This is a genomic window from Streptomonospora sediminis (assembly GCF_054778995.1).
In genome coordinates this window covers 30299-56628 of record NZ_BAAGYZ010000104.1, presented here as the reverse complement: position 1 = coordinate 56628, position 26330 = coordinate 30299, and the positions used below count along the sequence as shown (strand labels likewise).

Sequence of the window (26330 nt, the reverse complement as noted above, 5' to 3'; positions counted from 1 at the left end):
GCGCTGCGCGCGCAGCTGGACGGTTCGGGTGTCGGCGTCGTCGAAATCGCCGGCCGTCGCCACGGGGGTCAGGAGAAGGTGAACCCGAACGCGCTGCCGGTCGGCGACTACCTGACCGAGGCCATGGACCTGCTCGCCCAGGAGCCCACTCCGCACGAGGTCCTGGTCGAGAAGGTCCGCATGCACCGCTGGGCCGAACGCGACGGCACCTACGACGACCTCGTCGCCCAGCGCGCAAAGGCGCTGTCCAGGCTCCCCGGCCGCCAGGGCTGAGCCCCGTCGCGGATCGAGGAGGATCGGTCCGGAATTGTGCGCCTGTACGCTCGGCCATCCAGATGTACCGATCCTCCTCGCACCCGCTGAGCGCAGCGTTCACATGCCCAGCGCGTCGGCCAGGAGGTCGACCTGGCTAGGGTCGGGGTCGTTTCCGGTGAAGATCAGTTCGTCGCAGCCGGCACGGTCGAACGCGGTGACCGCCGCCGCGACCTGGTCGGGTGTGGTATGGGCGATCGAGATCCCGTACTGGACGTGTTCATGGCCGGCAAAGGCGTAGTAGGAACTGATCGAGCGCCTGACCGCAGCGTCGGCGTGCGGACCGAGCGCGTACATTACCGCGGCGACGATGCGCGGTGAACCGTGCCTTCCCGCGTCGTGCCACGCCTGCCTGACCCGCGGAGCGAAGTCCTGGACGTCCTCGGTGGTGGCGTCGCCGGCGATCCATCCCGCGCCGCGGGTTGCGATGCGGCGCAGGGCCGCCGGCGAGGACGCACCGAACAGAAGCGGTGGCCCGCCCGGTGTCGCCGGGAGCAGACCGGTGCCGTCCACCGGGTGGTCGGCGAGGCGGTCGAGGAGGGCGTCGAGTTGCTTGCCGCGGGTGGTGTAGTCCACACCGCTGGCGGTGAAGTCGTCTTCGCGGATCCCGGGTGCGAGGCCGAGTTGCAGCCGGTTGGGTCCGCTCAGGTGGTCGAGTGTGGCGACCGCTTTGGCGAACAACCGGTGGTTGGTGTGCAGCGGGGCGAGTAGGACGCTGGTGAGCAGGCGGATCCGGGAAGTTGCTCCGGCAGCGGCGGCCAGTGTGAGCAGTGGTTCCGGTGTCGACCACTGCAGGCGGTCGTTGACGGCGAGGGTGGAGAATCCGCGCGCTTCGGCGCGGCGGGCCCACTCCAGGAGGTTCCTGCCCTCGCTCCAGGGGGCGTGGCCGGGAAGCCCGATGCCGATATCCATCGCTCTCACCGGGCCCCTTCGCTCTGTCGTCGCGGGGCGGTGAGGGTCGACCTGTCGAGGGTCTTTCGCAGGTGCGCTCGCAGGTCGGTGCTGGCCAGGAACGGGGCCGGAATGTAGCCGGGGTTGTAGCCGGTGATCGAATAGAAGCTCGCGTCGGAGCCCATAGCGGGACTGCTCCTTATTCTGTGGGACTCTCTCGGATCCGTGCAGGACTCTAAAACCTCAACCGCAGATGAGGTCAATCGCCGGTTCCAGCGATTGCTTGGCCTTGGTCCGCATCCGACCGACTACCAATAGCGATCACAGGGGCGGCGGGCCATGGTGACCGCGTGCCCTACCGGCCCCGCCACCTGGCAGGGGTGGATTCGCGGCACCCTTCGACCTGGGCTCGCGCGCCCTGCTGTTCCTCGGCCGCGAGGGCGTCGGGATGAACCCCCGGGGCGAAGGGCTTCCGCAGTGGCCGATCGACGTCGGTGGCGGCCCGGCAACGGCGCGGGCCGCCACCCCGGGGCCCCGAAAGCGCTGCCCGCCCTGCTCGCGGCGATACCGGAGGACGGCGCCGCACTGTTCCGGCACCACCGGCACCGGCCCCGCTACGCTGGCAGCGCGGCCGGTGCGTGCCGGTCGGCGACTACCTGGCCGAGGTCATGGAGCTGCTCGCCCAGGAGCCCACTCCGCACGAGGTCCTGGTCGAGAAGGTCCGCATGCACCGCTGGGCCGAGCGCGACGGCACCTACGACGACCTCGTCGCCCAGCGCGCCAAGGCGCTGTCCATGCTTCCCGGCCGCCAGGGCTGAGCCGCACCGGCCGATGGGCCGCCGGCCGAGCCGGGTCGTGGCCGTGCGGCCACGGCCCGGCGGCCGGATCCGGACGCGTCCCGCCCCTTCTTTTTAACGACCTTCCGTAGTACTACTGGACGTAGAACTACAGGGGGTAGGGGGACGGATATGCGCGTTCTCATCGCAGGTGCCGGAGTCGCCGGGCTGGCGGCGGCCCGCGGGCTACTGGCCGCAGGCCACGACGTGACCGTGCTCGAACGGGCGCCGGCCCTGCGCACCGGCGGCTGCGCGCTCACGCTCTGGCACAACGCCACGGCGGTGCTCGCCGGCCTCGGCGTCGACCTCGGCGGAGCAGGCCGGCGCCTGGACGCCGTCGATGTCCGCAGCGCCAAAGGGCGCCCGCTGATGACCGTGGACACCCGGCGGCTCAGCACCCCGTACAACACACCGGCGCTGGTGCTGCCCCGCCGGATACTGCTGGCCCGCCTCGCCGCAGGGCTCCCGGACGGAACCGTCGCCTTCGGCTCGCGCCTGAGCCGCCTGCGCGACGACGGCCGGTCCGTGCACGCCGAAACCGAGGACGGCACCCGCCACACCGCCGACCTGCTCATCGGTGCCGACGGCATCGGCTCCCAAGTGCGGACCGAGCTTTTCGGCGCCGGCCCGGCGGTGACCGCGCGCCCCACCGGCGCCGCCACCTGGCAGGGCCTGATCGCAGCACCCTTCGACCCGGGTCCGCGCGCCCTGCTGTTCCTCGGCCGCGAGGGCGATGTCGGCATGCACCCCGCGGGCGAAGGGCTGCTGCAGTGGCTGATCGACGTCCCCTGGCGGCCCGGCGACGGCTCGGGCCGCCGCCCCGGGGCGCTGCAGGCGCTGCGGGCCAAGTACGCGTCGTGGGCGTCGCCCGTGCCCGAACTGCTCGCGGCGATGTCGGAGGACGACGTCGAACTGTTCCCGCACCACCGGCACCGCGCCCCGCTGCACTGGCACCGCGGCCGGTGCGTGCTGGTCGGCGATGCCGTGCACACGATGCCGCCGATCCTCGCCCAGGGCGCAGGCCAGGCGCTGGAGGACGTCGCGGTGCTGCTGCGCGTGCTCGGCGGCGCGGGTCCCGCACCGGCGGCAGGCGGCCCCATCAGCCGGGACCCGGCCGATGCGCTGCGCCGCTACGGCCGGGCGCGGCGGCGCCCGGCCGCGCTGGCGGCGGCGGTGGCCACCAACGCCGTCGCCACCTCCGGCCCGCGGACCCTCTTCCAGAGCGAGGCGGCGCTGGCCCCGGCCGCCGCCATGCCCGACCGGATGGCGACCGGGCTGTTCGGCATGCTCATCCGCGGGGTCAGCGCCCGCCGGCCGGAGCCGGGCCGCACCGGCGCCGCCGCGGCGCCCCACCGCACCGATACCGGCAGCGAATCCACCGACGAATCCGGCACCGCGCTACCAAGGAGGAGCACCCCATGAAGGTCGGGATGATAGGCAACCACTACCCCCGCGCAGACCACCGCGAGGCGTTCATCGCACGCATGCAGCACGTCGCCGCCACGTTCCGGTCCATGCCGGGGTGCCTGGCCGCCGACTGCTGGCTGCCCGATTCCGGCGACGCGGTCGTCTCCACGGTGCAGTGGGAGTCCGAGGAGGCGATGGCGGCATCGTTCGCCGCGCTGGAGCACACCGACGTCGACATCGCCTACGACGAGCGCGAAGTGCGTCCCCGGGAGATCGTCCGCCTCACCGCGCTGTGACGACGGCGTGCGCGGCGGGCCCGGCCGGGTTCAGCCTGCGGCCGGGCCCGCCGCGGCGGTTCGCTCGCGGATGAGGGCCTCGACGCCGTCCAGGATGCAGGCGAGGCCGAAGGCGTAGTCGAAGCGGCGCTCGGTGGCGGGGGTGTCAGGCGGGTAGTCCAACGCGCCCGCATCGATCGCCGCGCGCAGGTCGGGCAGCCGTTCGGCGTCGGCGAGTCCGCCGAGCCGGGCGCTGTGGGCGGCGACCGACTCCGCCGACGTCGCCGGCCCCGGTTCCGTGCTCGCCCCCTCGCCCGCCTTCCGCGCGACCTCATCATGCGCCTGGGCCTGCGGCACATGGCCCGCACCGGCAACGACCCGAGCCGGTGGATCTACGACCACCGCATCGAATGGGCCCCGCCGGCCGCGGCCGGCGGGGCCGGCAGCGCCTCGGCGCGCGGCTGACAGCTGACACGGCCGCGGGCTCAGGCCCCGGCACCGCCGTCGACCTGCAGGATCGCCCCGTTGACGTAGGAGGCACGGTCGCTCAGCAGCCACGCGGCGGCTTCGGCGATCTCGCCGGGGTCGGCGATACGGCCCAGCGGGGACATGGTCTTCATGTAGTCCATGACGCCGGGCGTGTGCTCCTCCCAGGCGCGGACCATCTCGGTCAGGGTGGCGCCGGGGGAGACGGCGTTGACCCGGATGCCTTCGGGGCCGAAAGTGCGGGCCGCCGACTCGGTGAGGCTGTTGAGGCCCCGCTTCATCGCCCCGTAGACGGGCAGCTCGGGGTTGGCCCGCAGGCTGCCGACGCTGGAGTTGTTGACGATCGCCCCGGTCCCGGCGGTGGCGCGGATCGCGGCGACCTGGGCGGACATGGACAGCCACGGGCCCTTGAGGTTCACGGCGTAGACGTGGTCGAAGCCGCTCTCCGGCGTCTGATCCATCGGGCCCGGCGGCACGTTCGACGCCCCGTTGTTGAAGGCGGCGTCGAGCCGGCCGTACAGGTCCACGGCGCGGTCGACGGCGGCGCGCACACTGTCCGCGTCGGCGAGGTCGCAGACCACGTGGTCGGCGGTGCCGCCGGCCGCCCGGATCTCGGCGGTCACCGCTTTGAGCTGGTCCTCGGTCCGGGCCGCCAGCAGTACCCGGGCACCTTCGCGGGCGAACAGCCGCGCCGCGGCGGCGCCGATGCCGCGTCCGGCACCGGAGATGAAGACGGCCTTGCCGGCCAGCAGGCCCGGCTCGGCGGTGGGGGTGGCGGTGGATGTGTCGGTGTTGGCTGTTGCGTTCATGGTGGCCAGCCTGCGCCGAGCGCCCGATCCCATCCAGGCACCGCCGGTGCCGGGTACCGCCGGTACCTGGCTCGCGCGGCGGCGCACCGGCACACTGGGGGAGTGGACAGACAAGAGCTGGCATCGTTCCTGCGCAGCAGGCGCGAGCGGATCGCCCCCGCCGACGTGGGGCTGCCCGCCGGGCCGCGCCGCCGCACCCCGGGGCTGCGCCGCGAGGAAGCGGCGCAGCTGGCGTTCATCTCGACCGAGTACTACACGCGCTTGGAGCAGGCCCGCGGCCCGCACCCCTCGCGCGAGGTACTGTCCGGGCTCGCCCGGGCGCTGCGCCTGGACGACGCCGAACGCGCCTACCTCCACGACCTCGCCGGCACACCGCCGGCTCCGGCGCCCGGGCCCCCGCGCGAGGTCCGCCAGAGCATCCTGGACCTGCTGGAGCGGCTGCCGCTGGCCGCGGCGATCGTAACCTCGGCGATCCAGGAGGTGATCGCCTGGAACGATCTGGCTGCCGCCCTCATGGAGGACTTCTCCGCCGCGAGCCGGCGCGACCGCAACCTCGCGCGCCGGGCCTTCCTCGGGCCGCCGGCACTGTTCGGCGTGTCCGACATCTCCGCTTTCACCGACAACGCGCCCCGGACCCTGCGCGCGGCCGCCGCCCGCTACCCCGACGATGCCGAGACGGCCGATCTGGTGGCCGAACTCCTGGCCGGCAGCGAGGATTTCGCCCGGCGCTGGGCCGCCCACGACGTATCCGCCGAGCCCGGCCTGCGCAAGACCTTCCAGCACCCGCAGGTCGGGGCGATCACCGTCAACTGCGATGTCCTCGACATCACCGACCGCGACCAGCAGGTCGTCATTTACACCGCCGCCCCCGGCTCCCCGTCGGAAAAGGCCTTGCGGCTGCTCTCGGTCATCGGCACCCAACGCATGGACGCACCCCGCTAAACGGCAGCGCGAGGCGGGGCGCCCGGCCGGCCGTAGCGGTCGGGCGCCGCAGGACATGGCGCCGGTACACGCCCCTCAGCCGCGCCGGGCCCAGAACAGCGCGTGCCCGCCATCGCCTTCGGGAACGAACTCCTCCCGCACGACGCGCATACCGGCTCGGCCGATCCAGTCCCGGTTGGTCGCCGCATCCGCGTGGCTCCACCACATGGCGGTCCCGCCGCCCAACCAGTCCTCGTCGACGCCGGTCCAGGCGCTGTGGCCGGTGGTGGCGACGAACCAGCCGCCGGGCCGCAGCCATGCGGCGATTTTCTCCAGCAGCGGCAACTGCTCGGCGAGCGGGATGTGGATGAGCGCGTACAGGCAGACCACCGCGTCGAACCGCTCCGGTGCGAAATCCGCGGTGACGGCGTCGGCGCAGCAGAACTCGGCCTGCGGTACCTGTTCCCGCGCCCTGCGGATCTGGCCTTCGCTGATGTCGATGCCGGTGACGCGGTGGCCCGCCGCCGCCAGCGTGCCGGCGACGGGAACCCCGCTGCCGCACCCCACATCCAGCACCGCGCTCCCGGCCGGGATGCGCCGGCGCAGTTCGGCGATCCACGGCCGGTACTTGCCCTGGACCCCGTATGCCTGCTCATAGCGCAGGCCGAGCGCATCATAGCCGCGCCGGACCAGTTCCTTGGGATCGCCAATGTCCATGCCGGGCCACGCTAGCCACCCGCGGCAGGGGCGGCGAACCGTTTTCCCGGACCGGCAACGACGGCGCCGAACCACCGCAGCATGAACCACCGGCACAAACCACCGGTGGCCCGGCCGGGGCCCTCAGTCGATGACCGCGGTGGCCTCGACCTCCACCAGCAGGTCGGGTTCGGCCAGTGCGGCGACGCCTATGCCGGTGAGTGGCGGGAGCGGGGTGCCGCCCAGCTTTTCGGCGGCTCGGGAGACCCCTTCGACGAACAGGGGCATCTTGTCGGGGGTCCAGTCGACGAGGTAGACGGTCAGTTTCGCCACGTCGTCGAAGGTGGCGCCGGCCGCGGCCAGGGCGGTGGCGATGTTGAGGTAGCACTGCTCGGCCTGGGCGGCGAGGTCGCCCTTGCCGACCGTGCCGCCGTCGCCGCCCCAGGCGACCTGGCCGGCGACGAACACCAGTTTCGATCCGGTGGCGACCGACACCTGCCGGTAGATGCCGACCTCCGGCAGCCCGTCGGGATTCACCAGGGTAATGGCCATGGTGGCGCTTCCTCTCCTCCTCGGCGCCGCGGCGCGGGCCCGCTCGCGCAGGCCCGCGGATCCCGGCGCACTCGCTCACTTGCGGTTACTGGGGAACCGTAAGAGAGTGGCCGCTGAAAAGGAAGAACGCACTTTTCAGTGACTGGGGAACCCGATGGTGACAAACAAGTTCAGCGGCTCGCCCGCCGATGAAGACCTGACACGTGCCGACTCCCTGGCGCGGGAGATCTTCTCCGACGTCGCCAACAAGTGGGCGTTTCTGATCATCGAGTTCCTCGGCCAGGGCACGTTGCGCTTCAGCGAGCTGCACACCCGGGTCGAGGGCATCAGCCACAAGATGCTCACCCAGAACCTGCGCATGCTGGAGCGCAACGGCCTGGTCGAGCGGACGGTGCACCCGACCGTGCCGCCGCGGGTCGAGTACAGCCTCACCGAACCCGGCGAAGGCCTGCGCGCGACGGTCGGCTCGATGTGCGACTGGACCCACCGCTACCTCGGTGACATCGAGGCTTCGCGCCGCCGCTTCGACGGCTGAGGGGCCGGGCTCGGGCGCGGCCGGCCCCTCAGCGGCCGGGATCGGCGATCCGCACGCGGTCGCTTTCGCCGTCGGACAGAAACGACGCCAGTTCCCGCCCCTGCTCGGCGACACCGGCATGCTCGTCGCGGGTGAAGCGGCGCAGCGGGGCGACGGCCACCGTGCCCGCGCCGGCGCGGTCTCCGGCGCCGTATTCGACGGTCCAGGTCGCGGCGACCCGGCCGTCGACCAGGACCACGCGCGCGCCGGCGACCGACAGGCCGCGGTCGGCGTCGTCGATGATCCGGCTGCGGTCGTGGTAGCCGAGGACCGCGTTGTCGAACGCCGGCAGGAACCGCACCGGCGCGGGGGTGTCGGGGTCGGGGCGCGGCGCATCGGGCAGGTCCAGCAGTTCCCGGCCGCGCTCGTCGCGGAAGGAGACCAGCTCCTCGCGCAGGGCCTTGACCGCTGCCGGCAGCCCGGCCAGGCCGCACCAGGCGCGCAGGTCGGACGATGCGGCGGGTCCGAACGCGGCCAGGTAGCGCCGCAGCAGCGCCTGGCCCGCCGGGTCGGAGCCGTCCGCCGGCAGCGGGGCGATCCCGCGGCCCAGCCAGGCCGTCATCGGGAGGTTGCGCACGCCGCCCTTGGTCCGCCACAGTCCGCGCGGCGGCAGTTGCACCATCGGGACCAGCGCGGCGACCAGCATCTCCCCGAGCGCGCGCGTACTCACACCGGGCCACCGGCCGGCGAGCTCCCGCGCGAGTCCCGCCATCGAGCGGGCCTGGCCATCGGCCATCACCGCCCGGCCCGCCGCAGCGAGTTCGGCGAGGTCCACACCGCCGAACTCGCTGCGGTAAACCCCCAGTACCCGCTGGCGCAGCATGGCGTCGTGGCGGGCCCGCCAGGCCAGCGCGTCCTCGGCCGCGACAAGGTGGACGGTGCGGCGCATGAGGTGGGTCCGTACCACGCCGCGCCCGGTCAGCAGGTCCGACAGCTCCGCCGGGTCGAACGCGCGCAGCCGCGCCCACAGCCCGATGAACGGCTCCTGGGGCTCCTGCGCCTGCATGCCGCACAGGTGGGCGACGGCGTCGCGCGCCGGCAGGTCCGCGCGGTCGAGCAGCAGTTGGCGGGCGAGCGTGGCGCGGTTGAGCGCCCGGGTGCTGAGGACGGTCATCAGGTCGAGGTCCGCCCGTCGATCGTCTCGCGCAGGATGTCGGCGTGGCCGGCGTGCTGGGTGGTCTCGGCGATGACGTGCAGCAGCACCCGGCGCACGCTGTACACCTCTTCCTGCGGGTTCCACGGCGCCGGCGGCAGCGTGTGCGTCGCGGACAGGTCGGGGATGGAGGCGACCATCTCGTCGGTGCGGGCGGCGACCTTCTCGTAGCGCTCCAGGATTGCGGGCAGGGTGTCGCCGGGCAGCATCGTGAAGTCGTTCTGGCGGTCGATCGCCCACTGCGGGAACTCGCGCGCGGTACCGGCCATGAGGTCGGCCGGGGTAACACCGTCGGGCAGGTCGAAGGTCATCGCCGCGGGGCCTTCGAGGACGAACCGCAGCCACGACTCCTCCACGGAGGCGACATGCTTGATCAGCCCGCCCAGGCACAGTGCGCCGGCGGTCGGACGCGCACCGAGCTGCTCGTCGGTGAGTCCGTGCGCGGCGCGGGTCAGCGCCGCCCGCGCGGCTGCGAGTTCGGTGATCAGGTCGGCGCGCTCGCTGGCCAGCGGCGTGGCGGGTGCGGTTTGCGCGGTCATGGCGGAGTCCTTCCGGTTGTGCTCCGTTGCGATCTGGGGACCACATTGGCAGCAGAGGCGGACAGGTTTTGTCCTGTTCTTGCGGCAGGATGGATTCATGGCGAAAACTTCGGCCCGGCTGCTGCAAGTGCTCTCCCTGCTGCAGGTGCGCCGGGACTGGCCGGGGGAGGTGCTGGCCGAGCGGCTGGCGGTGAGCCCGCGCACCGTGCGCCGCGATGTCGACCGCCTGCGCGAACTGGGTTACCCGATCGTGGCGGCCAAGGGGCCCGAGGGCGGATACCGGCTCGGCGCCGGCGCGGACCTGCCGCCGCTGCTGTTCGACGACGAGCAGGCCGTCGCGCTGGCCGTGGCGCTGCAGATCGCCGCCACCTCCGGCGCCGGCATCGAGGAGGCGGCGGTACGCGCGTTGAACACGGTCCGGCAGGTGATGCCGGCCCGGCTGCGCCGCCGCATCGACATGCTCCAGGTAACCGCCGTCGACAACGCCCCAGCCGAGGTGAGACCGCAGGTCGGCGGCAGTGTGCTGATGGCGCTCAGTGCGGCTGTCCACGCCTGCGAGGTGTTGCGCTTCGACTACGCGGCCGTCTCCGCGCCGAGCGCTGCCGATGCAGGCGTTCCGGTGCCGCCGCGCCGGGCCGAGCCCCACCACCTCGTCACGTGGGGCGGGCGCTGGTACTTGGTGGCCTGGGACCTCGACCGCGGGGACTGGCGCACCTTCCGGGCCGACCGGATCACCCCGCGAACTCCGACCGGGCCCCGTTTCCGCCCGCGCGATGTGCCCGGGGGCGATGTGGCGGCCTTTGTCGCCAACCGGTTCAAAGGCAGCGCGGACGGATGGCCGTGCCGCGGCGAGGTGGTGCTGGACCTGCCCGCGGAGGCCGTGTCCCGTTTCGTCCGCGACGGTGTCGTCGCGGAACTCGGGCCCGACCGCTGCCGCGTCGTTGCGGGTTCGTGGTCCTGGGCCGGCCTGGCCGCCGCCATCGGCATGTTCGACGCCGACTTCGAGGTCGTCGGGCCGCCCGAACTCAGCGACGCCGTCGCCCGCCTGGCCGCCCGCTACGCCGCCGCAGCGCCTTCGGACGGTTGAGCCCGACGATCGGTGCACCCGGCGCACTGATGACCATGCAGAAATGCCCGGATTTTACAGCTGAGACCGGCATTTCTTCATGATCATCGCCAGCCTTCCGCACGCCCCAAGGCCAGCCGCTAGGAGGCCCTGCTCAGGGCGGGGTCGGTGCGCCAGGCGATGGCCAGATCGGACAGCGGGACGCCGAGGACCTCGCTGAGCCTGACGATGGTGCCGAAGGCCGGTGTGGGCAGCCGGCCGGTCTCGATCTTGCGGAGGGTTTCCGGCGAGATATCCGCCGCCATGGCCACTTCGGCGGGATTGCGTCCGGCCCGGGCGGAGCGCAGCGCCGCCCCGAGGCGTCGGCCCGCTTCGATCTGTTCGGGGGCGAGCGGATGGCGAACCATGCGCACATGCTAAAGCCGCGGGTACCCGGCGGCAACCGTGCGCGCCACTGGTATAAATATACCTATCGTCCGCCCCGGAGAGTCGAGGACCAACGTGATCGAGCACAAAACACCCAAAGACATCGAGCGTATGCACACCACCGGGCGGTTCGTCGGCCAGGTGCTGGCCGAACTCGCCGACCTCGCCGAAGTAGGGGTCAACCTGATGGACCTGGAGCACCATGCGCGCCGCCGGATCAAGGAGCGCGGCGCGGAGTCCTGCTACTGGGACTACGAGCCCTCGTTCGGCAAAGGCCCGTTCCGCAATGTGGTGTGCCTCTCGGTCAACGATGCGGTGCTGCACGGGTTGCCGCACAGCTACAAGCTGCGCGATGGGGACCTGCTGACCATGGACATGGCGGTGGTCATCGACGGCTGGGCGGCGGACGCGGCCCGCTCCGTTATCGTCGGCACCCCTGCCGAGCGGGATGTGCGGCTGGTCGAGGCCACCGAGGTCGCGCTGGAGGCCGCGATCAAGGCCGCCCAGCCGGGCAACAGGCTCGAAGACATCTCGGCGGCCATCGGCGCGGTCGCCGCGCAGTACGGCTACCCGGTCAACCTGGAGTTCGGCGGGCACGGCATCGGCCGCACGATGCACGAGGACCTGCATATCCCCAACAACGGCCGCCCCGGCCGCGGCCGGAAGCTGCGTCCCGGCCTCACGGTCGCCATCGAGCCCTGGTTCGCCGCCGGCACCAACAAGATCGTCTTCGACCCGGACGGCTGGACCATCCGCTCGGCCGACGGCTCGCGCACCGCTCATTCCGAGCACACGGTCGCCATCACCGAAAACGGCCCTCTGGTGCTCACCCGGGCCCCGAGCGGCGGCGCGGGGACGCCAGACCGACCGGCGCCATCGGCGACCGAACGCTGACACGGGCGCGATCGGGGGCGGGGTCCGTTTGCGCGGCTTGCGCGGGCCGGCCCGTTCGGCTCGGCCCGGTCGGGCGGAACATTGACAGCCTAGGTTAATGCCATTAGCTTTTAGCTAACGACATTAGCTTGTTGCTGTCCGGGAGATGCCATGACCGAATACCTTGCCGTCGACGACGGCACGATCGCCTACGACGTGTCGGGGACCGGCCCGCTGGTCGTGCTCGCGCACGGTATGGGCGACAGTCGCGCCGCCTATGGCGCCGTGGTCCCGCCGCTGGTGGCGGCGGGCTACCGGGTCGCTGCGGTGGACCTGCGCGGCTGCGGCGAATCCAGCGCCGACTGGCCGGAGTGGAGCCGCACCGCCATCGCCGGCGACCTGCTCGCCCTGATCCGCCACCTGGGCGGCCCGGCCGTGCTCGTCGGCCACTCGGTCTCCGGCGGCGCCGCCACCATCGCCGCGGCGCAGGAACCCTCGCTGGTCACCGCGGTGGTCGAGTTGGCGCCGTTCACCAGAAAGCAGTCGGTCCGCCTCGGCGACCTGCGGGTGAAGCGGTTCCGGCAGGGCATGCTGCGGCTGCTCGGTACGACCGTCTTCAGCAGCGTGGCGCTGTGGGGCTCCTACCTCGACGTCGCCTACCCCGGCGCGAAACCGGCCCACTGGGCCCAGCGGCGCGGCCGCGTCGAGGCCACCCTGCGCGAACCCGGCCGGATGAAGGCCCTCAAAGGCATGGGCGGCAGCGCCCCCACCGACGCCGGCGCGCAGCTCGGCAACGTCGGCTGCCCGGTGCTGGTGGTGATGGGCACGCAGGATCCCGACTGGGCCGACCCGCACGCCGAGGGGTCGGCGGTCGTCGACGCCCTGCCCTCGGGCCTGGGCCGCCTGGAGATGATCGAGGGCACCGGCCACTACCCGCACGACCAGTTCCCCGACCAGGTGGTTTCGCTCATCCTCTCCTTCCTGCGATCGGACGCCGCCCATGCCTAGGGCCGGACTGGACCCGGCGGCCGTGGTCGCCGCAGGCGCCGACATCGCCGACGAGGTCGGGGCGGCCAACCTGACGATGGGGCTGCTGGCCGAGCGGGTGGGGGTACGCACCCCGTCGCTGTACAAGCACGTGGGCGGCCAGGACGACCTTAACCGGCGCATCGCGGTCCTGGCGTTGAGTCAGGCCGCCGAAGCCGTCGGCGGCGCGGTCCAGGGGTGTGCGGGCCGCGACGCCCTGGCGGCCGCGGCGCGCGCCTTCCGCGCCTTTGTCCTGGAGCATCCCGGCCGCTATGCCGCCACGATCGGCGCGGAACCGACCGGTCCGGACGATCCGCTGGCCGTCGCAGGCCAGCGGCTGCTCGATGCATTTATGTCGGTTCTGAGCGGCTACGACATACGCGAGTCGGAGGTTGACCACGCGCTGCGGATGATCCGCAGCCTCTGCCACGGCTTCGCCACGTTGCAGGCGGGCAACGGCTTCCAGTGGAGCGCCGACACCGACGAGAGCTTCGAGTGGCTGATCGCCTTCACCGACCGGGGGCTGCGGGCATGCTGAGGCGGCCGCACCGGTCGGAGACCGGCGCGCGTGCGGCCGTCCCTCCGTGCTGTGGCCGCGGGGCGGTTGCGGCGGCGTGCGGCGTGCGTGCGGGGACCGCCGCACGCCGCAGGAGTCCGCGGCGGCCTTGGGTTTGCTAAACGGAACCGTGCTCCGTATGGTTAAACGGTACGGTGTTCCGTTTCCGTTGCCGCCGGCGGCAACGGGCCGGAGGCCGCGCCCGCAGCACCACTGCGGCCACCGCAACGCAGACCACCCGCAACGCAAAGGACACCTCTCATGCAGTACCGCACCTTGGGCCGCACCGGTGTGCAGGTCAGCTCCCTTGCGCTCGGCGCAATGAACTTCGGCCGGATCGGGGGCACCACCCAGGAAGAGGTCACCGGCATCGTCGACGCCGCCCTGGAGGGCGGGATCAACCTCATCGACACCGCCGACGCCTACAGCGGCGGCGAGTCCGAGGAGCTGCTCGGCAAGGCCATCGCCGGCCGCCGCGACGACATCGTGCTGGCGACGAAGGCGGGCCTGCCCATGGGCGAGGAGCGCAACCACCGGGGAAGCTCGCGCCGCTGGCTGACCACCGAGCTGGACAACAGCCTGCGCCGCCTCGGTGTCGACCACGTCGACCTCTACCAGATCCACCGGTGGGACCCCGCCACCAGCGACGAGGAGACGCTGTCGGCGCTGACCGATCTGCAGCGCGCGGGCAAGATCCGCCACTTCGGCTCCTCGACGTTTCCCGCCTACCGCCTCGTGCAGGCCCAGTGGGCCGCCCGCGAGCACCGCCTGAGCCGCTATGTCACCGAACAGCCCAGCTACTCGATCCTGCAGCGCGGCATCGAGACCCATGTGCTGCCGGTGACCGAGGAGTACGGGCTCGGTGTGCTGGTGTGGAGCCCGCTGGCCTCGGGCTGGCTCTCGGGCGCGGTCCGTCAGGGCCGGGAGGTCGCCACCCACCGCTCGGCGTTCATGCCGCAGCGCTTCGACACCGCAATCCCCGCCAACCGGGCCCGGCTCGATGCCGTCGAGCAGTTGGCCGCGGTCGCCGACGAGGCCGGCCTGACCATGATCCAGCTCGCGTTGGGGTTCGTGACCGCGCACCCCGCCGTGACCAGCGCGCTCATCGGCCCCCGGACGCTGGAGCACCTGCACTCCCAGCTCGCCGCCGCCGACACCGTCCTCTCCGCCGACGTACTCGACGCGGTCGACGCGATCGTTGCTCCCGGCACCGACCTGGCCGCGCACGAGAAGACCGACACGCCGCCCGCGCTGCTCGACGCCTCGCTGCGGCGCCGCTGACCGTCCGAGGAGCGGGGCGGGATCCTGCTCCCTTGCTCCGCAATCCGCAACCCCGGTATCCGGCCCGGCCGGTCCGCGCGTAAGCGGGCCCCTGCCGTACCAGGCAAGGGGCCCGCACTCGTGAACGCACGCGAGGGCCCGGCGCGGCCGCCACGCTGAGGCGGGGTGCCTACTAGGAGTAGTAGAACCACCAGCTCCCGCCGATGGGCGGATATTGGAAGCAGGCGCTGTCGATGTCGTAGTAGCGGTTGTACTCGTTGCGGGCTGATATGCAGCTGTCTTCGGTGTCGTAGGGGCCAGCGGTGCTGGCGGCGCTGGCGGTTGCCCCGAAGGTGAAGACCACCGCCCCGGCGAAGACGACAGCGACCAGACCCTGCAGCAAACGCGTCATGTAAGTGCTCCCTGTGTCCCGTGTCAGCGGCGTCTTTCCCGCGGGGGGATCACGCCGAAGGAGCCTCCTGTGTACCCCGCGGCGCCTGCGGGGGGCGAGGCACTTCGATATCTTTCGAAGTACCGCACCCGGTCCTCCCGCAGGCGCTCTGCGTGCGCAGGGCGGTTGGCGGAGTGGCCGTTGGGCCCGGAACGGGAAAGCCGACTGAACCGCGGGCGCCGCGGAGGAAGCCGGTGCAGCCGGTCCGCCTCGCCGGTCTGCCGTCTACGCGCCTATGCCGCCGCGGTGGTCACTCGGGTTGGCAGCGCTGGCCGGTGCGCCAGTTCGCGGTGGCGTTGCCGATGACGGTGCCGAGCTTGTCGCGGGCGCTGACCAGCTCGCCGATCTTCGCGTCGATACGGGCCTGTTCGGCCGAGAGCCGGTCGATCAGTTCCGGTGTCGCCCTGCCGTCGACGACGTGCGGCAGCATCTCCAGGATCGCCCTGCCCGACAGTCCGGCCGCGTAGAGCTGCTGGATGAGCCGGACGCGCTCGACCGCGCTGTCGGGGTAGTGGCGCTGGCCGCCGGCACTGCGTCGGGGGGTGAGCAGGTCCCGTTCCTCGTAGTAGCGCAGGGCGCGAACGCTGACACCGGTCCTGGTGGCGAGCTCGCCGATACGCATCAGTCCCCCCGAATATGACCTGCACCACACATCTTGCCTCTGACGTTAACGTCAGCTTTTAGCGTAGCGCATGAGGCCGCACCCCCTGCCGGAACCGTCGACACGGGCTCGGGCATGCGCAGCCCACCGATACGTGCGCCGGCCGCGGCGGGTGGCGGCGGCCCCGCCACCCGGCACCGACGCAGAAACAACAGCGAAAGAGAACGCTCCCATGCAGCCGACAAGAACCACCGCAACCGCAGCAGGCGCACCCGAAACCGACCCGGCGGCCACCGGCGTCGCCGCCTACGCGCCCGCGCCCATCGTCTCGACCAAGCCGGTGGTGCTACCGGCGCCGGGCCGCGGCACGGACCTGCACGTGCGCGTGTCCGCGCCTGCGACAGGCCGCGACCTGCCCGTCATCGTCTTCTCGCACGGCTTCGGCTCGTCGCTGGAGGGCTACGGCCCCCTGGTCGATTTCTGGACCGCCCGCGGTTTCGCGGTCATCCAACCCACCCACCTCGACTCCAAGACGCTGAGCCTGGCCGCCGACGACCCCCGCAGGCCGCGGTTCTGGCGTTTCCGCGTCGAGGACATGCGGCTCATCCTCGACCGGCTGGACCTGCTGGAGGCCGCCGTGCCCGGACTCCGCGGGCGCCTGGACCGCAGCCGCATCGCCGCGGCCGGACACTCCTTCGGCGGCCAGACGGCGGGCATCCTGCTGGGGCTGCGCGTCGCCGACCCGCAGGACGGTGCCCCAGCGGACCTGTCCGATGCGCGGGTCAAAGCCGGCGTACTGCTGGCCACGGCCGGCCGGGGCGGTGACTCCTTGACCTCGTTCGCAGCCGAGAACTTCCCGTGGCTGCGGGCTCCGGAGTTCGCGGACATGACCACGCCGGCCCTCGTGGTCATGGGGGATGCCGACCACCTCCCGCTCACCGTCCGCGGACCCGACTGGACGGCCGACCCCTACCTGATGAGCTCCGGCGACAAGAGCCTGCTCACCCTGTTCGGGGCCGAGCACTCGCTCGGCGGAATCTTCGGCTACGACGCCAAGGAGAACACGGACGAGAACCCGGAACGGCTCGCCCTGATCCAGCGGGCCACCTGGGCCTACCTCCGCCATGCCCTCGGCATCGACGGCTCCGACTGGTCGGCGGCACACAAGACGCTGTCGGAGGGTAGCCACCCGCTGGGTCGGATCGAGTCCAAGTGATGCCGCCCGCGTGAATCCCGGACGCCGCGGTGCACGGCTCCGCCCCCGCGAGCGCGGGGCGGAGCCCGCGGCGCGGAGCCGGTGAAATCCATCGGAGGTTTTTCGCGGGGGGATGTCGAGAACCCGCGCGCGGTTACGTCCCCGGTGGTGAACACGGCCACAATGGGTTGTACCGCAACAAGGAGAACACGATGGCCAAGTACCTGCTGCTGAAGCACTACCGGGGCGCGCCGGCAGCCGTCAACGACGTGCCGATGGACAAGTGGACGCCGGAGGAGGTTTCGGCCCACATGCGCTACATGGAGGACTTCGCCGCTCGGCTGGAGGAGACCGGCGAGTTCGTCGACAGCCAGGCGCTCTCGGACCAGGGCACCTTCGTGCGCTTTGACGGCGAGGGGCGGCCGCCGGTCACCGACGGCCCGTTCGCCGAAACCAAGGACCTGATCGCGGGTTGGATGGTGATCGACGTCGAGACCTACGAGCGGGCGCTGGAGTTGGCCGCCGAACTGTCCGCGGCGCCGGGCGCGGGCGGCGAACCGATCCACGAGTGGCTTGAGCTGCGCCCGTTCATGGGTGCGGCCCCGACCATCCCGGAGTGACGCAATGGTGGACGAGGACCTGCTGCGGCGGCTCACCCCCGCCGTGATCGGGATCCTCGTCCGCCGCGGAGCCGGTTTCGCGGCGGCCGAGGACGCCGTGCAGGACGCCCTGGTCGAGGCCGTGGACTCGTGGGCTCAGGGCCCGCCGCGCGACCCCAAGGGCTGGCTGGTCACCGTGGCCTGGCGCAAGATGATCGACGCTGCCCGCGCCGATACCTCCCGGCGCCACCGCGAGGAACGCGTCGAAGGCGAGCCCGCGCCCGGCCCGGGCGAGGCGACCGACGACACGCTGCAGCTGTACTTCCTGTGCGCACACCCGTCCCTGACACCGGCCTCGGCCGTCGCGCTCACGCTGCGCGCGGTCGGCGGCCTGACCACGCGCCAGATCGCACGGGCCTACCTCGTGCCGGAGGCGACCATGGCCCAGCGCATCAGCCGGGCAAAACGCACCGTCTCCTCGGTGCGGTTCAACCGCCCCGGCGACATCGCCACCGTGCTGCGCGTGCTCTACCTGGTCTTCAACGAGGGCTACTCCGGCGATGTCGACCTTGCCGGCGAAGCGATCCGGCTCACGCGCCAACTGGCGGCCAGGACCGACCATGCGGAGGTCGCGGGCCTGCTCGCGCTCATGCTGCTGCACCACGCCCGGCGCCCGGCCCGCACCGGCGCCGACGGCAGCCTCGTGCCGCTGGCCGAGCAGGACCGCGGCCGGTGGGACACCCGCCTGATCGCCGAAGGCGTCGACCTGCTCCAACAGGCGCTGGCCCGCGACCGGCTGGGCGAATTCCAGGCCCAGGCCGCCATCGCGGCGCTGCACGCCGACGCGCAAACGGCCGAGGAGACCGACTGGGTGCAGATCGTCGAGTGGTACGACGAACTGGTGCGCCTCACCGGCAGCCCGGTGGTCCGCCTCAACCGGGCCGTCGCCCTCGGCGAAGCCGACGGCCCGCACGCCGGACTGGCGGCCCTGGCCGAACTGGACCCCGCGCTGCCCCGGCACACCGCGGCTGCGGCCTACCTCCACGAACGCGCCGCGGATCCGGCCACCGCAGCACGGCTCTACGCCGAAGCCGCCCGGTCAGCACCCAACCTGGCCGAACGCGACCACCTCACCCGCCAGGCCGCACGCCTCAACACCCGCCTACGCGGCTGAGCCCGCGGGGGCGGTGTGGGCGCCCCCGCGCTACACTGCCCGCCGCAGCGGGGCCGGCGCCCGGCCGCGGTAGCCGGCAGGTTTGAGCGGAAGGTGCACCGGCTTCGCGCGTGTCCCCTCCGCCCCCGGAAAGGCCGCCCATGCCCGCCCCGCCCCTGACAGCCGCCGTCGTCGCCGACGGACACACCGCGGTAAGCCCGGTGCTGTCCCCCGACGGGCGGTGGGTGGCCTACGCCGTCACCGCCCCCGGCTCCGGTTCCACCTCGGCACGCCCGGTAAGCAATCTCTGGATCGCCGCCTCCGCCGACGCGGCGGCGCCCCGGCGGCTCACGGGCGGGAGGACCGCCCGCGACCACCGGCCGCGGTGGGCACCCGACTCCCGGCGCCTGTACTTCCTGTCCGACCGGGACGATCCGGAGCAGAGCGCATCCCGGCCGTACCGGATCAACGCCGACGGGACCGGGCTGCACGCCCTCACCGGCCCGGGAACCGACGTGGCCGACCACCGGCCGGTACCCGGCACCGCAACGGTGGCGGTGGTGGTCAGCGACCCCGACCTCCGGGGAACCGCGCCGCGGGTGTGGGGCGGTCCCGAACCCCGCGACCGGTTGGCGCTGCTGGATACGGGCACCGGCCGGCTGCGCCCGCTGCCCGTCCTGGGTGAACGGCACGTGTTGGAGACGGCCGCCCGCCCCGACGGCGCCGCGCTTGCCGTGATCACCCGGCCGGGCCGCGAGCACGACCCCGTCCGCTCGCGGTGGGACCTGCTCGTCGTGGAGCCGGGCACCGGGCGGGTCAGTGACCTGGGCGAACTCGGGTGGGACGCCAACTCGCCGGTCTGGTGGCACGACGGCGGCCACTGGCACATCTGCCACCTGGCGATGGACCCCGGCCCCGACGGCGCGCAGGCGGTGTTCGACGTGGCCGCGGCCGCGGCGGTCCCGGAGCACACCAACCTGACCGCGGGCCTGGACCGCTGCCCGGTCGAACTCGTCCAGGCCGACGGCGGGCCGCCGCTGGCCCTGTTCGCCCACGGGCTCGATACCGAGATCCACCGCCTCGATCCCCACATCCGCCGATTCGCCCGGACCCAGCGCACGCCCGGGCTGTTGGAGTCGCTGAGCTGCGACCGCACCGGAAGCCGCGTCGGGGTGGTGGCCGCCGGCGCCCGCGAAGCCGGGCAGGTGCACAGCGGCCCTGCCGACGGCCCGCTGGCCCGGCTCACCCGCCTGCGCCCCGAACTCGACCGCTTCGCCTGGGCCGGCCGGGAACGCCTGTCCTACCCGGCACGCGACGGGCTGTTCGACCTGGACGGGCTACTGCTCACCCCCGTGGGCGCCGCGCCGGACGATGGGCCGTTCCCCCTGGTCACCTGGGTGCACGGGGGTCCCTACAGCCGCTATGCCGACCGGTTCACCCTGAGCCCGCACGCCCCCGCCCAGTGGCTGGCCCACGCCGGTTACGCGGTGTTCCTGCCCAACCCCCGCGGCGGGATGGGCCGCGGGCGGGCGTTCGCCGAAGCGGTGGTGGGCGCGTTGGGTGCGGGGGAGTGGTGCGATATCGAAGACGGTATCGACCTGCTCGTGCAGCGGGGCGTGGCCGACCCCGGTCGGCTCGGGATCGGCGGGTGGAGCCACGGCGGGTTCCTGGCGTCCTGGGCGGTGGGACGCACCGACCGGTTCGCGGCGGCGGTGGTGGGCGCGGGTGTCAGCGACTGGGGGATGCTGGCCGCCACCGGCGAGGCCGGGGCCGATGAGGCGGGGCTGAGCGGCAGCGTCGGTTGGGAAGGCCCCGGCCCCCACCCCCATGACGCGGTCAGCCCCGTCTCCTTTGCTTCCCGTATCCGCACCCCGGTGCTGATCCTGCACGGCGACGAGGACACCAATGTGCCCGTTGGCCAGGCCGTCTACCTGCACCGGGCGCTGCGCCGGTTCGGGGTCGAGCACGAGTTCGTACGCTATCCGGGCGAGGGCCACGGCATACACGGCCGCGACAACCAGATCGACGTGCTGGAACGAACCAGAACATGGTTCGGTCGGTGGATGGCCCCAGGAAAAGATCATCCGCCGGCGGACCGCGGCGCCCGGTAGGTCAGCTTGCGCAGCAGCACCTCCGCCGGGCCCCGCCGCCCGGCCCGCTCCAGCGCCGCCGCACCGGCCACGGTCACCGCCCAGGTGGCCACGGCCAGCACCGACGCCGACCAGCTCGACAAGTGCGCGCCCACGCCCAGCCCCCAAGCGGTCAGCACCGGCCCCCACACCAGCGACTGCGCCAGATACCCGCTCATCGACCGCCGGCCCAGTGCCGCCAGCCACTGCACCGGCCGTGCCGCGGCCGCCGCACGCCCGCTCAAGCGGTGCGCCAGCAGCCCGAACAGCGCCGCATACCCGACCCCGGCGAAGATCCCGGCGAAGAAGTGCAGCCCTGTCAGCGCCGGCGTCGGAGCGAACCCGACGGGCGTCGTGTGCTGGAGAGCGAGCACCGCACCGCTGGCCCACCCCGCGGCGATTCCCCACACCGCAAACCGCCGCAGCAGCACCAGGTGCCGACCCGGCTCGTCCAGCAGCCGGTGCCGCGCCGCCAACGTCCCCATCAGAAACGCCGTCGGCAGCGCCAATGTCGCGATCGCGGAGAACAGCTGGATCGTCCACATCTGGAGCCGCGCCACCGCCGAGGAAGCATAGGAGGGTTCGGCGATACTGGCCCGCTGCAGCTCAACCCCTGCCGCCGCAGCGCTGCCATCGGGCGTCGTCAGCGCGCCGACCAGGGTGACCAGGGACATCAGCGCGCCCAGGCCCAGTAGGACACCGATCCAGATCTTGAGTGTGCGGTCGGAGCGGCCGAAGAACAGCGGCACCATGATCAGGCCGATCAGCCCGTAGACGCCGATGATGTCGCCCTGCCACACCAGCAGCGCGTGCACCGCCCCGAAGGCGATCATCCACAGATGGCGCCGGCGCAGCAGCCGGCGCGCTTGGACGGCACTGGTTCCCTTGGCCGTCTGGCGCGTGTACATCTGCCCGATGCCGTAGGCGAACAGGAATCCGAACATCGTGTGGACCCGGGCATCCACCACGATGAGCGTGAACCCTTGGGCGATCTTGTCGGCCACACCTCCCTGCGCCGGGTGCATCCCCGCCATACCCACCTCGGCGGCATAGAGGAAGTACGGGGTGTGCGCCAGCGCGATCAGCAGCAGCATCATCCCCCGCGCCAGGTCGGGTGCCAGGGAGCGCTCCGATAGCGGAGTCGGGCGCACCGGGCCGCTGACCGGCGGGGTCGGTACGCGATCGGGATTGCGGGTGCTCATGGTGTCCTTTCGGCGGGGGCGGGCTGCCTGCGCTGCGACGTGGCCGGGTGCAGCGGGCCGGAGTGCGCGCTCGGCGCCGCCCGGCACATCGGTGGGACAGGGACCCTGCCGGTGAGCCGGAGCGGCAGCAGGATGAGCGGTGCGCAGGCTCCGATCGCCTCGTTGCCCGGGGGACCGGCGGCCCTCCGGCCGGCACCGGCCACACTCCAACACGCTGTGCTAGTGGCAATGTGAGACTAACACAGCGTGCTAGTACGGCGTGCTAGTAGGGTGGGAGCGGAGGTGACCATGACCGAACCGTCGAGTGCGAACCCGAGTTCGCGCGACAGGATCCTCGCCGCGGCCATGACGATGGTGAGTGAGGATCCCACCGCCCGGCTGAGCGTGCGGGCGGTCGCCGCCAAAGCCGGGGTGAGCACGGGCTCGCTTCGCCACCACTTCCCCACACAGCGCGCCCTGCAGGACGCGGTGCTCGCCGGCATCTACGAACTGGCGTTTCCGGGCGATCCGATCCACGACACGGCCACACCCGCGCGGGAGCGGCTCGTCGACTGCCTGCGGCAGATACTTGCGCCTACCGGTCCCGGAACGCAGGCCAAAGAGGTATGGGGCCGGATCTACGAGGAACTCATCGCCCCTGAGCCGACCGAGGAGTCCCGAGCGGCCTACCTCGCCATGGAGCGGCAGATGCAGCACCGGGTCGAATACTGGCTGTCGGTCCTCGCCGAAGAAGGCGCACTGCCCGGCGGCGACAACGCCCAGCGCGCGAGGTTCCTGCTGACCGTCATCAACGGCCTCTCGGTGGAACGCGCACTCCCGGGCGCGGAGCCCCTGCTCACCACCGAGACCGCAACCTTGTTCACCGCCGTCGACGGCTTGCTGGGCGGTTGAGCAACCGGGCCCGGGACATGCCTTAGCGCGGGGGCCGCGCCCCGTTGCGGCCGTGCGGTTGCAACCAGGCGCGGCACCGCACGCCTGTGACCAGGTGCGCTGCAGCCGCGAACCGCCGTATCGCCCCCCTCGGGCCCATGCTCATAGTTTCGTTGGTGTAATTACGTAACTTGGCGACTTAAATATGAAACAAAAAACGAAACAGGGTCCATATCCTGGCTTCCGATAAGCGGGCCTTATCGGAAGTCAGGGGTCCAGGGGTGCCGCGGGGCCGATCGGGGGCTGCAACGGAACTCCGGAGCCTGCCCGGCACAGCCTCGCCGACCGCTCCGGCGAGCCCGTGCTCGACCTCTGCCGCGAACACGGCATCGCCTAGGTGCCCTACTTCCCTCTCGGGGCGGGCTTCGCCGGCCTGCCCAAGGCCGCCGACCGGCCTCGGTCCTGGAGGCGCTGCGCGCCGCCGCGGTGATGGCCCGCAGCCGCAAGCACTTTCGGGCCGCCGGCATCGCCGCTCCCGCGGAACTCACCGCGGGGTCGTGGAAGCGGCCGAAAGTAACCAACGGGTAGCTGAAGCTGGAGAGGGTCGGCTCTCCTCGCTCGGCTCCAGTGCCGGATGTGCCCGCCCAACGCGCAACTCGGCGAGGTCGGGGATGTGGTTGTAGAGCGTGCCGGGGTTGCAGGCGGTCAGCGCTGAGACACTTTGCGGTTTGCCTAAAGCCATTAGGCAAATATAATCTCCCGTTAGGTGGAAGGGAGAGGCTTGTGCAACGTGAGGGACTGACCCCGGAACGGCTCACCCGTGCGGGTGCGGATCTGGCCGACGAGGTCGGCTTCGACCGGGTAACCCTGTCGGAGCTGGCGAGGAGGTTCGACGTCAAGGTGGCGAGCCTGTACTCGCACCTGGGCAGCTCCGAGGAGCTTCTTAAGCGGATCGCCCTGCTGGCTCTGGAGGAGATGGCCGAGCGCGCCGCCGAGGCGGTGGCCGGGCGGGCCGGCAAGGATGCGCTCACGGCGCTGGCCCACGTCTACCGCGACTACGCCCGCGAGCACCCGGGCCGCTACGCCGCCGCCCAGTACCGGCTCGACCCGGAAACGGCGGCCGCGAGCGCGGGCATGCGCCATGCGCGCATGACCCGGGCGATCCTGCGCGGCTACGACCTGGCCGAACCCGAGCAGACCCACGCGGTGCGGCTGCTGGGCAGTGTCTTCCACGGCTACGTGAGCCTGGAGATGGGCGGCGGCTTCAGCCACAGCGCTCCCGACACCGACGAGACCTGGGCACGGACCTTGGACGCCGTCGACGCGCTGCTGCGCAACTGGCCCGCTCCCTGACATCCGCGCCGCGCGCCCCAACCGCTCTCCACCCGCCGGTCCATCCGGCCCCGACGACCACGGCAGGCAGGCCCACCTCATGCACGCACCGCAGACCACCGTCACCACGCCCATCACCGCCGATCTACTGCGCGGCGCCCAGGAGCTGGAGCACACCGAGCGCGGGGCGCTGCCGCACCGGCTGCCCGCCTGGGCCCGCGCCCAGTACACCGACCCGCAGCTGGCCATGGCGGAGTCGCAGCCCTCAGGCGTGCGACTGGCCTTCCACACCCGCGCCACCGCCGTCGAGCTGGACGCGCTGCCCACCAAGCGCATCCATGCGGGCCTCCCGCCGCGTCCCGACGGCGTCTACGAGCTGTTCGTCGACGGCCGGCGCGCCGACAGCGCCGTCCTGAGCGACGGCGACACGGTGACCGTCGACATGGCCACCGGAAACACCGAGCACCGGGACGGCCCGGTCGGTACCCTGCGCTTCGCCGGCCTGCCGGAGCGGGCCAAGCGCGTCGAGATCTGGCTGCCGCACAACGAGACCACCCGGCTCGTCGCCCTGCGTACCGACGCACCGGTCGACCCGGCCGACGACCGCGGCCGCCGCGTGTGGCTGCACCACGGCAGCTCCATCAGCCACGGCTCCGACGCCGCCGGTCCCACCATGACCTGGCCCGCACTCGCCGCGCGGATCGGCGGGGTCGAGCTGGTCAACCTCGGCCTGAGCGGCAGCGCCCTGCTCGACCCCTTCACCGCCCGCACCGTGCGGGACACACCCGCCGACCTGATCAGCCTCAAGATCGGCATCAACCTGGTCAACGCCGACCTGATGCGCCTGCGCGCATTCACCCCGGCGGTGCACGGATTCCTCGACACCGTCCGCGAAGGCCATCCCCGCACGCCGCTGCTGGTGGTCTCGCCCATCCACTGCCCGATACACGAAGACACCCCGGGCCCCGGCGCCTTCGATACCGCGGCCCTGTCCGCCGGAAAGATCCGGTTCGCGGCCTCGGGCGACCCGGACGAGCGCGCGGCCGGCAAGCTCACCCTGGGAGTCATCCGCGACGAGCTGTTGCGCATCGTCCGCCGGCGTGCGGCCGGCGACCCGCACCTGGCCTACCTGGACGGCAACGACCTCTACGGAGCCGCGGACTTCGCCGAACTGCCGCTGCCCGACGGGCTGCACCCCGACGCCGACGCTCACCGCCGCATGGGCGAGCGCTTCGCGGATCTGGCGTTCGGCGACGGCGGGGCGTTCGCCCGCGCCGCCGGCTGAGCAGCGCCAACCGGCCGACCGGGAGACGGCGCCCAACTGCGAAGAGGTGGACGCGCCTCCACCGGAACAAGCCGTCACCGTCGCAGATACGCGGATTGCGGTTACGACTCGCAGCATGACGCACCTCTTGTCCCGGGAGATTCGGCTACCCAACGCGGAACAGGCCGGCCGCTACTGGTTGGGTTGAGATGGCAGCGCGTCCAGACGCGGTTTCGAAAGCGGTGGTGATATATATGCCGCTGCAACCTACCTCGGAGTCCGCCGAAACCGGGCCGAACCGCAAAGCAGCCGTGGGGCGCTGGCCGGATCCCGGCGGTAAGCACGGTTGTGGGTACGTCCGGGAAGCGGACACCGGCTCGCCCCCGTCGCGTGCACGAGCTCATGCAGGTCGTCGGCCATCGCGGCGATGGTGCGCGCCTGGCGGCCCTCGGAACGGCCGACGCCGGCACGATCGTAGGTCACGACCGTCGCCATTTCGGGCAGTTCGTTATCGAGTTCCCGCCCCCAGCCGCCGTCGATCCCCTGGCCGGTGCCGCCACCGTCCAGTACGACGGTGGGCCCTCGGCCGCGCACCTGGGCGCACAACCGCCGCCCGTTGACCTCGGCCATGCCCAACCGCCCTGCGGCCGGGGGACGGGGGCCCGCAGATGCGGGGGGCCTGCGCGAGGCGGCGGGGGCGGGGACCTATCCGCACCTCTCCGCCACTCTGCCGGTGCTCACCAGTACGGACTTCACGGCACATTTCGAGTTCGGATTGGGGGTGCTCCTGGACGGGCTGCGGGCCGTACGGCAGTAAGCCCGGTGGCGGTGGCCCCCACTGGGAACCCCCCGCCGGACGTGCCCGGGCTTCCCCCG

At 72.3% G+C, this 26330-nt stretch carries 32 protein-coding genes; 19 read left to right on the top strand and 13 right to left on the bottom strand.

Going from position 1 to position 26330, the window contains the following annotated elements; translation table 11 throughout:
* Positions 1-78 precede the first annotated feature (78 nt).
* Complete coding sequence (locus tag ACYVD5_RS20555) at positions 79-273, top strand: hypothetical protein (RefSeq protein WP_461002727.1); 195 nt, start codon at positions 79-81, stop codon at positions 271-273.
* 99 nt (positions 274-372) lie between these two features.
* Here ACYVD5_RS20555 and ACYVD5_RS20550 read toward each other — a convergent pair whose 3' ends face one another.
* The gene (locus ACYVD5_RS20550; protein ID WP_461002812.1) at positions 373-1224 is read right to left on the bottom strand and encodes an LLM class flavin-dependent oxidoreductase; all 852 of its coding nucleotides are present in this window, start codon (positions 1222-1224) and stop codon (positions 373-375) included.
* A gap of 5 nt (positions 1225-1229) precedes the next feature.
* The gene (locus tag ACYVD5_RS20545; RefSeq protein ID WP_461002726.1) at positions 1230-1388 is read right to left on the bottom strand and encodes a hypothetical protein; all 159 of its coding nucleotides are present in this window, start codon (positions 1386-1388) and stop codon (positions 1230-1232) included.
* A gap of 453 nt (positions 1389-1841) precedes the next feature.
* Between ACYVD5_RS20545 and ACYVD5_RS20540 the strand changes: the two genes are divergently transcribed.
* The 3 genes from ACYVD5_RS20540 (at position 1842) to ACYVD5_RS20530 (ending at position 3742) form a co-directional block, all read left to right on the top strand.
* A complete protein-coding gene (locus ACYVD5_RS20540) occupies positions 1842-2021 on the top strand; it encodes a hypothetical protein (protein WP_461002725.1) in 180 nt (59 codons plus the stop codon).
* Between the two features lie 150 nt (positions 2022-2171).
* Positions 2172-3461 (top strand): FAD-dependent monooxygenase, encoded by a 1290-nt coding sequence (locus tag ACYVD5_RS20535; protein WP_461002724.1) that lies wholly within the window; start codon positions 2172-2174, stop codon positions 3459-3461.
* Positions 3458-3742: an antibiotic biosynthesis monooxygenase family protein gene (locus ACYVD5_RS20530; protein ID WP_461002723.1), complete on the top strand. Its 285-nt coding sequence runs from the start codon at positions 3458-3460 to the stop codon at positions 3740-3742. The genes ACYVD5_RS20535 and ACYVD5_RS20530 overlap by 4 nt, the downstream gene beginning before the upstream one ends.
* A gap of 30 nt (positions 3743-3772) precedes the next feature.
* Here ACYVD5_RS20530 and ACYVD5_RS20525 read toward each other — a convergent pair whose 3' ends face one another.
* Positions 3773-4078, bottom strand: coding sequence for a hypothetical protein (locus ACYVD5_RS20525; protein ID WP_461002722.1), 306 nt, complete (start codon positions 4076-4078; stop codon positions 3773-3775).
* Between the two features lie 128 nt (positions 4079-4206).
* Entirely contained in the window at positions 4207-5016 is an 810-nt protein-coding gene (locus tag ACYVD5_RS20520) for an SDR family NAD(P)-dependent oxidoreductase (RefSeq protein WP_461002721.1), read from the bottom strand.
* A 102-nt stretch (positions 5017-5118) separates the two neighbouring features.
* Here ACYVD5_RS20520 and ACYVD5_RS20515 point away from each other — a divergent pair, with 102 nt between their 5' ends.
* A complete protein-coding gene (locus ACYVD5_RS20515; protein ID WP_461002720.1) occupies positions 5119-5958 on the top strand; it encodes a helix-turn-helix transcriptional regulator in 840 nt (279 codons plus the stop codon).
* Positions 5959-6033: 75 nt separating this feature from the next.
* On the opposite strand, the gene ACYVD5_RS20510 is transcribed toward ACYVD5_RS20515, so the two are convergent.
* Complete coding sequence (locus tag ACYVD5_RS20510) at positions 6034-6654, bottom strand: class I SAM-dependent methyltransferase (protein WP_461002719.1); 621 nt, start codon at positions 6652-6654, stop codon at positions 6034-6036.
* 123 nt (positions 6655-6777) lie between these two features.
* A complete protein-coding gene (locus tag ACYVD5_RS20505; protein WP_461002718.1) occupies positions 6778-7185 on the bottom strand; it encodes a RidA family protein in 408 nt (135 codons plus the stop codon).
* Between the two features lie 154 nt (positions 7186-7339).
* Here ACYVD5_RS20505 and ACYVD5_RS20500 point away from each other — a divergent pair, with 154 nt between their 5' ends.
* Positions 7340-7720 carry a winged helix-turn-helix transcriptional regulator gene (locus ACYVD5_RS20500; RefSeq protein WP_461002717.1) on the top strand — a complete coding sequence of 127 codons (381 nt, stop codon included), beginning with the start codon at positions 7340-7342 and terminating at the stop codon, positions 7718-7720.
* Between the two features lie 28 nt (positions 7721-7748).
* Here ACYVD5_RS20500 and ACYVD5_RS20495 read toward each other — a convergent pair whose 3' ends face one another.
* Together ACYVD5_RS20495 and ACYVD5_RS20490 are read right to left on the bottom strand one after the other, a co-directional pair.
* Positions 7749-8873: a winged helix DNA-binding domain-containing protein gene (locus ACYVD5_RS20495; protein WP_461002716.1), complete on the bottom strand. Its 1125-nt coding sequence runs from the start codon at positions 8871-8873 to the stop codon at positions 7749-7751.
* Positions 8873-9451 carry a DinB family protein gene (locus ACYVD5_RS20490; protein ID WP_461002715.1) on the bottom strand — a complete coding sequence of 193 codons (579 nt, stop codon included), beginning with the start codon at positions 9449-9451 and terminating at the stop codon, positions 8873-8875. The genes ACYVD5_RS20495 and ACYVD5_RS20490 overlap by 1 nt, the downstream gene beginning before the upstream one ends.
* A 97-nt stretch (positions 9452-9548) precedes the next feature.
* On the opposite strand from ACYVD5_RS20490, the gene ACYVD5_RS20485 reads away from it, so the two are divergent.
* A complete protein-coding gene (locus ACYVD5_RS20485) occupies positions 9549-10538 on the top strand; it encodes a helix-turn-helix transcriptional regulator (RefSeq protein ID WP_461002714.1) in 990 nt (329 codons plus the stop codon).
* 119 nt (positions 10539-10657) lie between these two features.
* Here ACYVD5_RS20485 and ACYVD5_RS20480 read toward each other — a convergent pair whose 3' ends face one another.
* Positions 10658-10924 (bottom strand): helix-turn-helix transcriptional regulator, encoded by a 267-nt coding sequence (locus tag ACYVD5_RS20480; RefSeq protein ID WP_461002713.1) that lies wholly within the window; start codon positions 10922-10924, stop codon positions 10658-10660.
* Between the two features lie 94 nt (positions 10925-11018).
* On the opposite strand from ACYVD5_RS20480, the gene map reads away from it, so the two are divergent.
* The 4 genes from map to ACYVD5_RS20460 all read left to right on the top strand — a co-directional run bounded on the left by map (position 11019) and on the right by ACYVD5_RS20460 (position 14679).
* Positions 11019-11837 (top strand): type I methionyl aminopeptidase, encoded by an 819-nt coding sequence (gene map / locus ACYVD5_RS20475; RefSeq protein WP_461002712.1) that lies wholly within the window; start codon positions 11019-11021, stop codon positions 11835-11837.
* A 150-nt stretch (positions 11838-11987) separates the two neighbouring features.
* Entirely contained in the window at positions 11988-12824 is an 837-nt protein-coding gene (locus tag ACYVD5_RS20470) for an alpha/beta fold hydrolase (protein WP_461002711.1), read from the top strand.
* Complete coding sequence (locus ACYVD5_RS20465) at positions 12817-13380, top strand: TetR/AcrR family transcriptional regulator (protein ID WP_461002710.1); 564 nt, start codon at positions 12817-12819, stop codon at positions 13378-13380. Before ACYVD5_RS20470 ends, ACYVD5_RS20465 begins: the two co-directional genes overlap by 8 nt.
* 279 nt (positions 13381-13659) lie before the next feature.
* Positions 13660-14679: an aldo/keto reductase gene (locus tag ACYVD5_RS20460; protein WP_461002709.1), complete on the top strand. Its 1020-nt coding sequence runs from the start codon at positions 13660-13662 to the stop codon at positions 14677-14679.
* Positions 14680-14851: 172 nt separating this feature from the next.
* On the opposite strand, the gene ACYVD5_RS20455 is transcribed toward ACYVD5_RS20460, so the two are convergent.
* Positions 14852-15070 (bottom strand): hypothetical protein, encoded by a 219-nt coding sequence (locus tag ACYVD5_RS20455; RefSeq protein WP_461002708.1) that lies wholly within the window; start codon positions 15068-15070, stop codon positions 14852-14854.
* A gap of 289 nt (positions 15071-15359) precedes the next feature.
* Entirely contained in the window at positions 15360-15731 is a 372-nt protein-coding gene (locus ACYVD5_RS20450) for a MerR family transcriptional regulator (protein WP_461002707.1), read from the bottom strand.
* 211 nt (positions 15732-15942) lie between these two features.
* Between ACYVD5_RS20450 and ACYVD5_RS20445 the strand changes: the two genes are divergently transcribed.
* From ACYVD5_RS20445 to ACYVD5_RS20430, 4 genes are all read left to right on the top strand, one after another.
* Positions 15943-16926, top strand: coding sequence for an alpha/beta hydrolase family protein (locus ACYVD5_RS20445; RefSeq protein ID WP_461002706.1), 984 nt, complete (start codon positions 15943-15945; stop codon positions 16924-16926).
* Positions 16927-17117: 191 nt separating this feature from the next.
* On the top strand, positions 17118-17525 hold the full coding sequence (locus tag ACYVD5_RS20440) for a YciI family protein (protein WP_461002705.1): 408 nt from the start codon (positions 17118-17120) through the stop codon (positions 17523-17525).
* A gap of 7 nt (positions 17526-17532) precedes the next feature.
* Positions 17533-18678, top strand: a complete 1146-nt coding sequence (locus ACYVD5_RS20435) for an RNA polymerase sigma factor (RefSeq protein WP_461002811.1) — start codon at positions 17533-17535, stop codon at positions 18676-18678.
* Between the two features lie 140 nt (positions 18679-18818).
* Entirely contained in the window at positions 18819-20768 is a 1950-nt protein-coding gene (locus ACYVD5_RS20430) for a S9 family peptidase (RefSeq protein WP_461002704.1), read from the top strand.
* On the opposite strand, the gene ACYVD5_RS20425 is transcribed toward ACYVD5_RS20430, so the two are convergent.
* Positions 20738-21988, bottom strand: coding sequence for a DUF418 domain-containing protein (locus ACYVD5_RS20425; RefSeq protein ID WP_461002703.1), 1251 nt, complete (start codon positions 21986-21988; stop codon positions 20738-20740). The genes ACYVD5_RS20430 and ACYVD5_RS20425 overlap by 31 nt on opposite strands.
* Positions 21989-22276: 288 nt before the next feature.
* Between ACYVD5_RS20425 and ACYVD5_RS20420 the strand changes: the two genes are divergently transcribed.
* The 3 genes from ACYVD5_RS20420 (at position 22277) to ACYVD5_RS20410 (ending at position 25475) form a co-directional block, all read left to right on the top strand.
* Positions 22277-22879 (top strand): TetR/AcrR family transcriptional regulator, encoded by a 603-nt coding sequence (locus ACYVD5_RS20420; protein WP_461002702.1) that lies wholly within the window; start codon positions 22277-22279, stop codon positions 22877-22879.
* A 762-nt stretch (positions 22880-23641) separates the two neighbouring features.
* Positions 23642-24211, top strand: coding sequence for a TetR/AcrR family transcriptional regulator (locus ACYVD5_RS20415; RefSeq protein WP_461002701.1), 570 nt, complete (start codon positions 23642-23644; stop codon positions 24209-24211).
* A 79-nt stretch (positions 24212-24290) separates the two neighbouring features.
* Positions 24291-25475 (top strand): SGNH/GDSL hydrolase family protein, encoded by a 1185-nt coding sequence (locus ACYVD5_RS20410; protein ID WP_461002700.1) that lies wholly within the window; start codon positions 24291-24293, stop codon positions 25473-25475.
* A 246-nt stretch (positions 25476-25721) separates the two neighbouring features.
* On the opposite strand, the gene ACYVD5_RS20405 is transcribed toward ACYVD5_RS20410, so the two are convergent.
* Complete coding sequence (locus ACYVD5_RS20405) at positions 25722-26084, bottom strand: alpha/beta fold hydrolase (protein ID WP_461002699.1); 363 nt, start codon at positions 26082-26084, stop codon at positions 25722-25724.
* Between ACYVD5_RS20405 and ACYVD5_RS20400 the strand changes: the two genes are divergently transcribed.
* Positions 26083-26271 carry a TetR/AcrR family transcriptional regulator C-terminal domain-containing protein gene (locus tag ACYVD5_RS20400; RefSeq protein WP_461002698.1) on the top strand — a complete coding sequence of 63 codons (189 nt, stop codon included), beginning with the start codon at positions 26083-26085 and terminating at the stop codon, positions 26269-26271. The two genes, ACYVD5_RS20405 and ACYVD5_RS20400, sit on opposite strands and share 2 nt — an antisense overlap.
* Positions 26272-26330: the final 59 nt, after the last annotated feature.

Coding starts and splice junctions, on each gene's coding strand:
- ACYVD5_RS20550 (WP_461002812.1), bottom strand. CDS start 1,224: ATGGATATCGGCATCGGGCTTCCCGGCCACGCCCCCTGGAGCGAGGGC.
- ACYVD5_RS20545 (WP_461002726.1), bottom strand. CDS start 1,388: ATGGGCTCCGACGCGAGCTTCTATTCGATCACCGGCTACAACCCCGGC.
- ACYVD5_RS20535 (WP_461002724.1), top strand. CDS start 2,172: ATGCGCGTTCTCATCGCAGGTGCCGGAGTCGCCGGGCTGGCGGCGGCC.
- ACYVD5_RS20530 (WP_461002723.1), top strand. CDS start 3,458: ATGAAGGTCGGGATGATAGGCAACCACTACCCCCGCGCAGACCACCGC.
- ACYVD5_RS20520 (WP_461002721.1), bottom strand. CDS start 5,016: ATGAACGCAACAGCCAACACCGACACATCCACCGCCACCCCCACCGCC.
- ACYVD5_RS20510 (WP_461002719.1), bottom strand. CDS start 6,654: ATGGACATTGGCGATCCCAAGGAACTGGTCCGGCGCGGCTATGATGCG.
- ACYVD5_RS20505 (WP_461002718.1), bottom strand. CDS start 7,185: ATGGCCATTACCCTGGTGAATCCCGACGGGCTGCCGGAGGTCGGCATC.
- ACYVD5_RS20500 (WP_461002717.1), top strand. CDS start 7,340: ATGGTGACAAACAAGTTCAGCGGCTCGCCCGCCGATGAAGACCTGACA.
- ACYVD5_RS20495 (WP_461002716.1), bottom strand. CDS start 8,873: ATGACCGTCCTCAGCACCCGGGCGCTCAACCGCGCCACGCTCGCCCGC.
- ACYVD5_RS20490 (WP_461002715.1), bottom strand. CDS start 9,451: ATGACCGCGCAAACCGCACCCGCCACGCCGCTGGCCAGCGAGCGCGCC.
- ACYVD5_RS20485 (WP_461002714.1), top strand. CDS start 9,549: ATGGCGAAAACTTCGGCCCGGCTGCTGCAAGTGCTCTCCCTGCTGCAG.
- ACYVD5_RS20480 (WP_461002713.1), bottom strand. CDS start 10,924: ATGGTTCGCCATCCGCTCGCCCCCGAACAGATCGAAGCGGGCCGACGC.
- ACYVD5_RS20470 (WP_461002711.1), top strand. CDS start 11,988: ATGACCGAATACCTTGCCGTCGACGACGGCACGATCGCCTACGACGTG.
- ACYVD5_RS20465 (WP_461002710.1), top strand. CDS start 12,817: ATGCCTAGGGCCGGACTGGACCCGGCGGCCGTGGTCGCCGCAGGCGCC.
- ACYVD5_RS20460 (WP_461002709.1), top strand. CDS start 13,660: ATGCAGTACCGCACCTTGGGCCGCACCGGTGTGCAGGTCAGCTCCCTT.
- ACYVD5_RS20455 (WP_461002708.1), bottom strand. CDS start 15,070: ATGACGCGTTTGCTGCAGGGTCTGGTCGCTGTCGTCTTCGCCGGGGCG.
- ACYVD5_RS20450 (WP_461002707.1), bottom strand. CDS start 15,731: ATGCGTATCGGCGAGCTCGCCACCAGGACCGGTGTCAGCGTTCGCGCC.
- ACYVD5_RS20445 (WP_461002706.1), top strand. CDS start 15,943: ATGCAGCCGACAAGAACCACCGCAACCGCAGCAGGCGCACCCGAAACC.
- ACYVD5_RS20440 (WP_461002705.1), top strand. CDS start 17,118: ATGGCCAAGTACCTGCTGCTGAAGCACTACCGGGGCGCGCCGGCAGCC.
- ACYVD5_RS20430 (WP_461002704.1), top strand. CDS start 18,819: ATGCCCGCCCCGCCCCTGACAGCCGCCGTCGTCGCCGACGGACACACC.
- ACYVD5_RS20425 (WP_461002703.1), bottom strand. CDS start 21,988: ATGAGCACCCGCAATCCCGATCGCGTACCGACCCCGCCGGTCAGCGGC.
- ACYVD5_RS20420 (WP_461002702.1), top strand. CDS start 22,277: ATGACCGAACCGTCGAGTGCGAACCCGAGTTCGCGCGACAGGATCCTC.
- ACYVD5_RS20410 (WP_461002700.1), top strand. CDS start 24,291: ATGCACGCACCGCAGACCACCGTCACCACGCCCATCACCGCCGATCTA.
- ACYVD5_RS20400 (WP_461002698.1), top strand. CDS start 26,083: ATGCCCAACCGCCCTGCGGCCGGGGGACGGGGGCCCGCAGATGCGGGG.
- ACYVD5_RS20405 (WP_461002699.1), bottom strand. CDS start 26,084: ATGGCCGAGGTCAACGGGCGGCGGTTGTGCGCCCAGGTGCGCGGCCGA.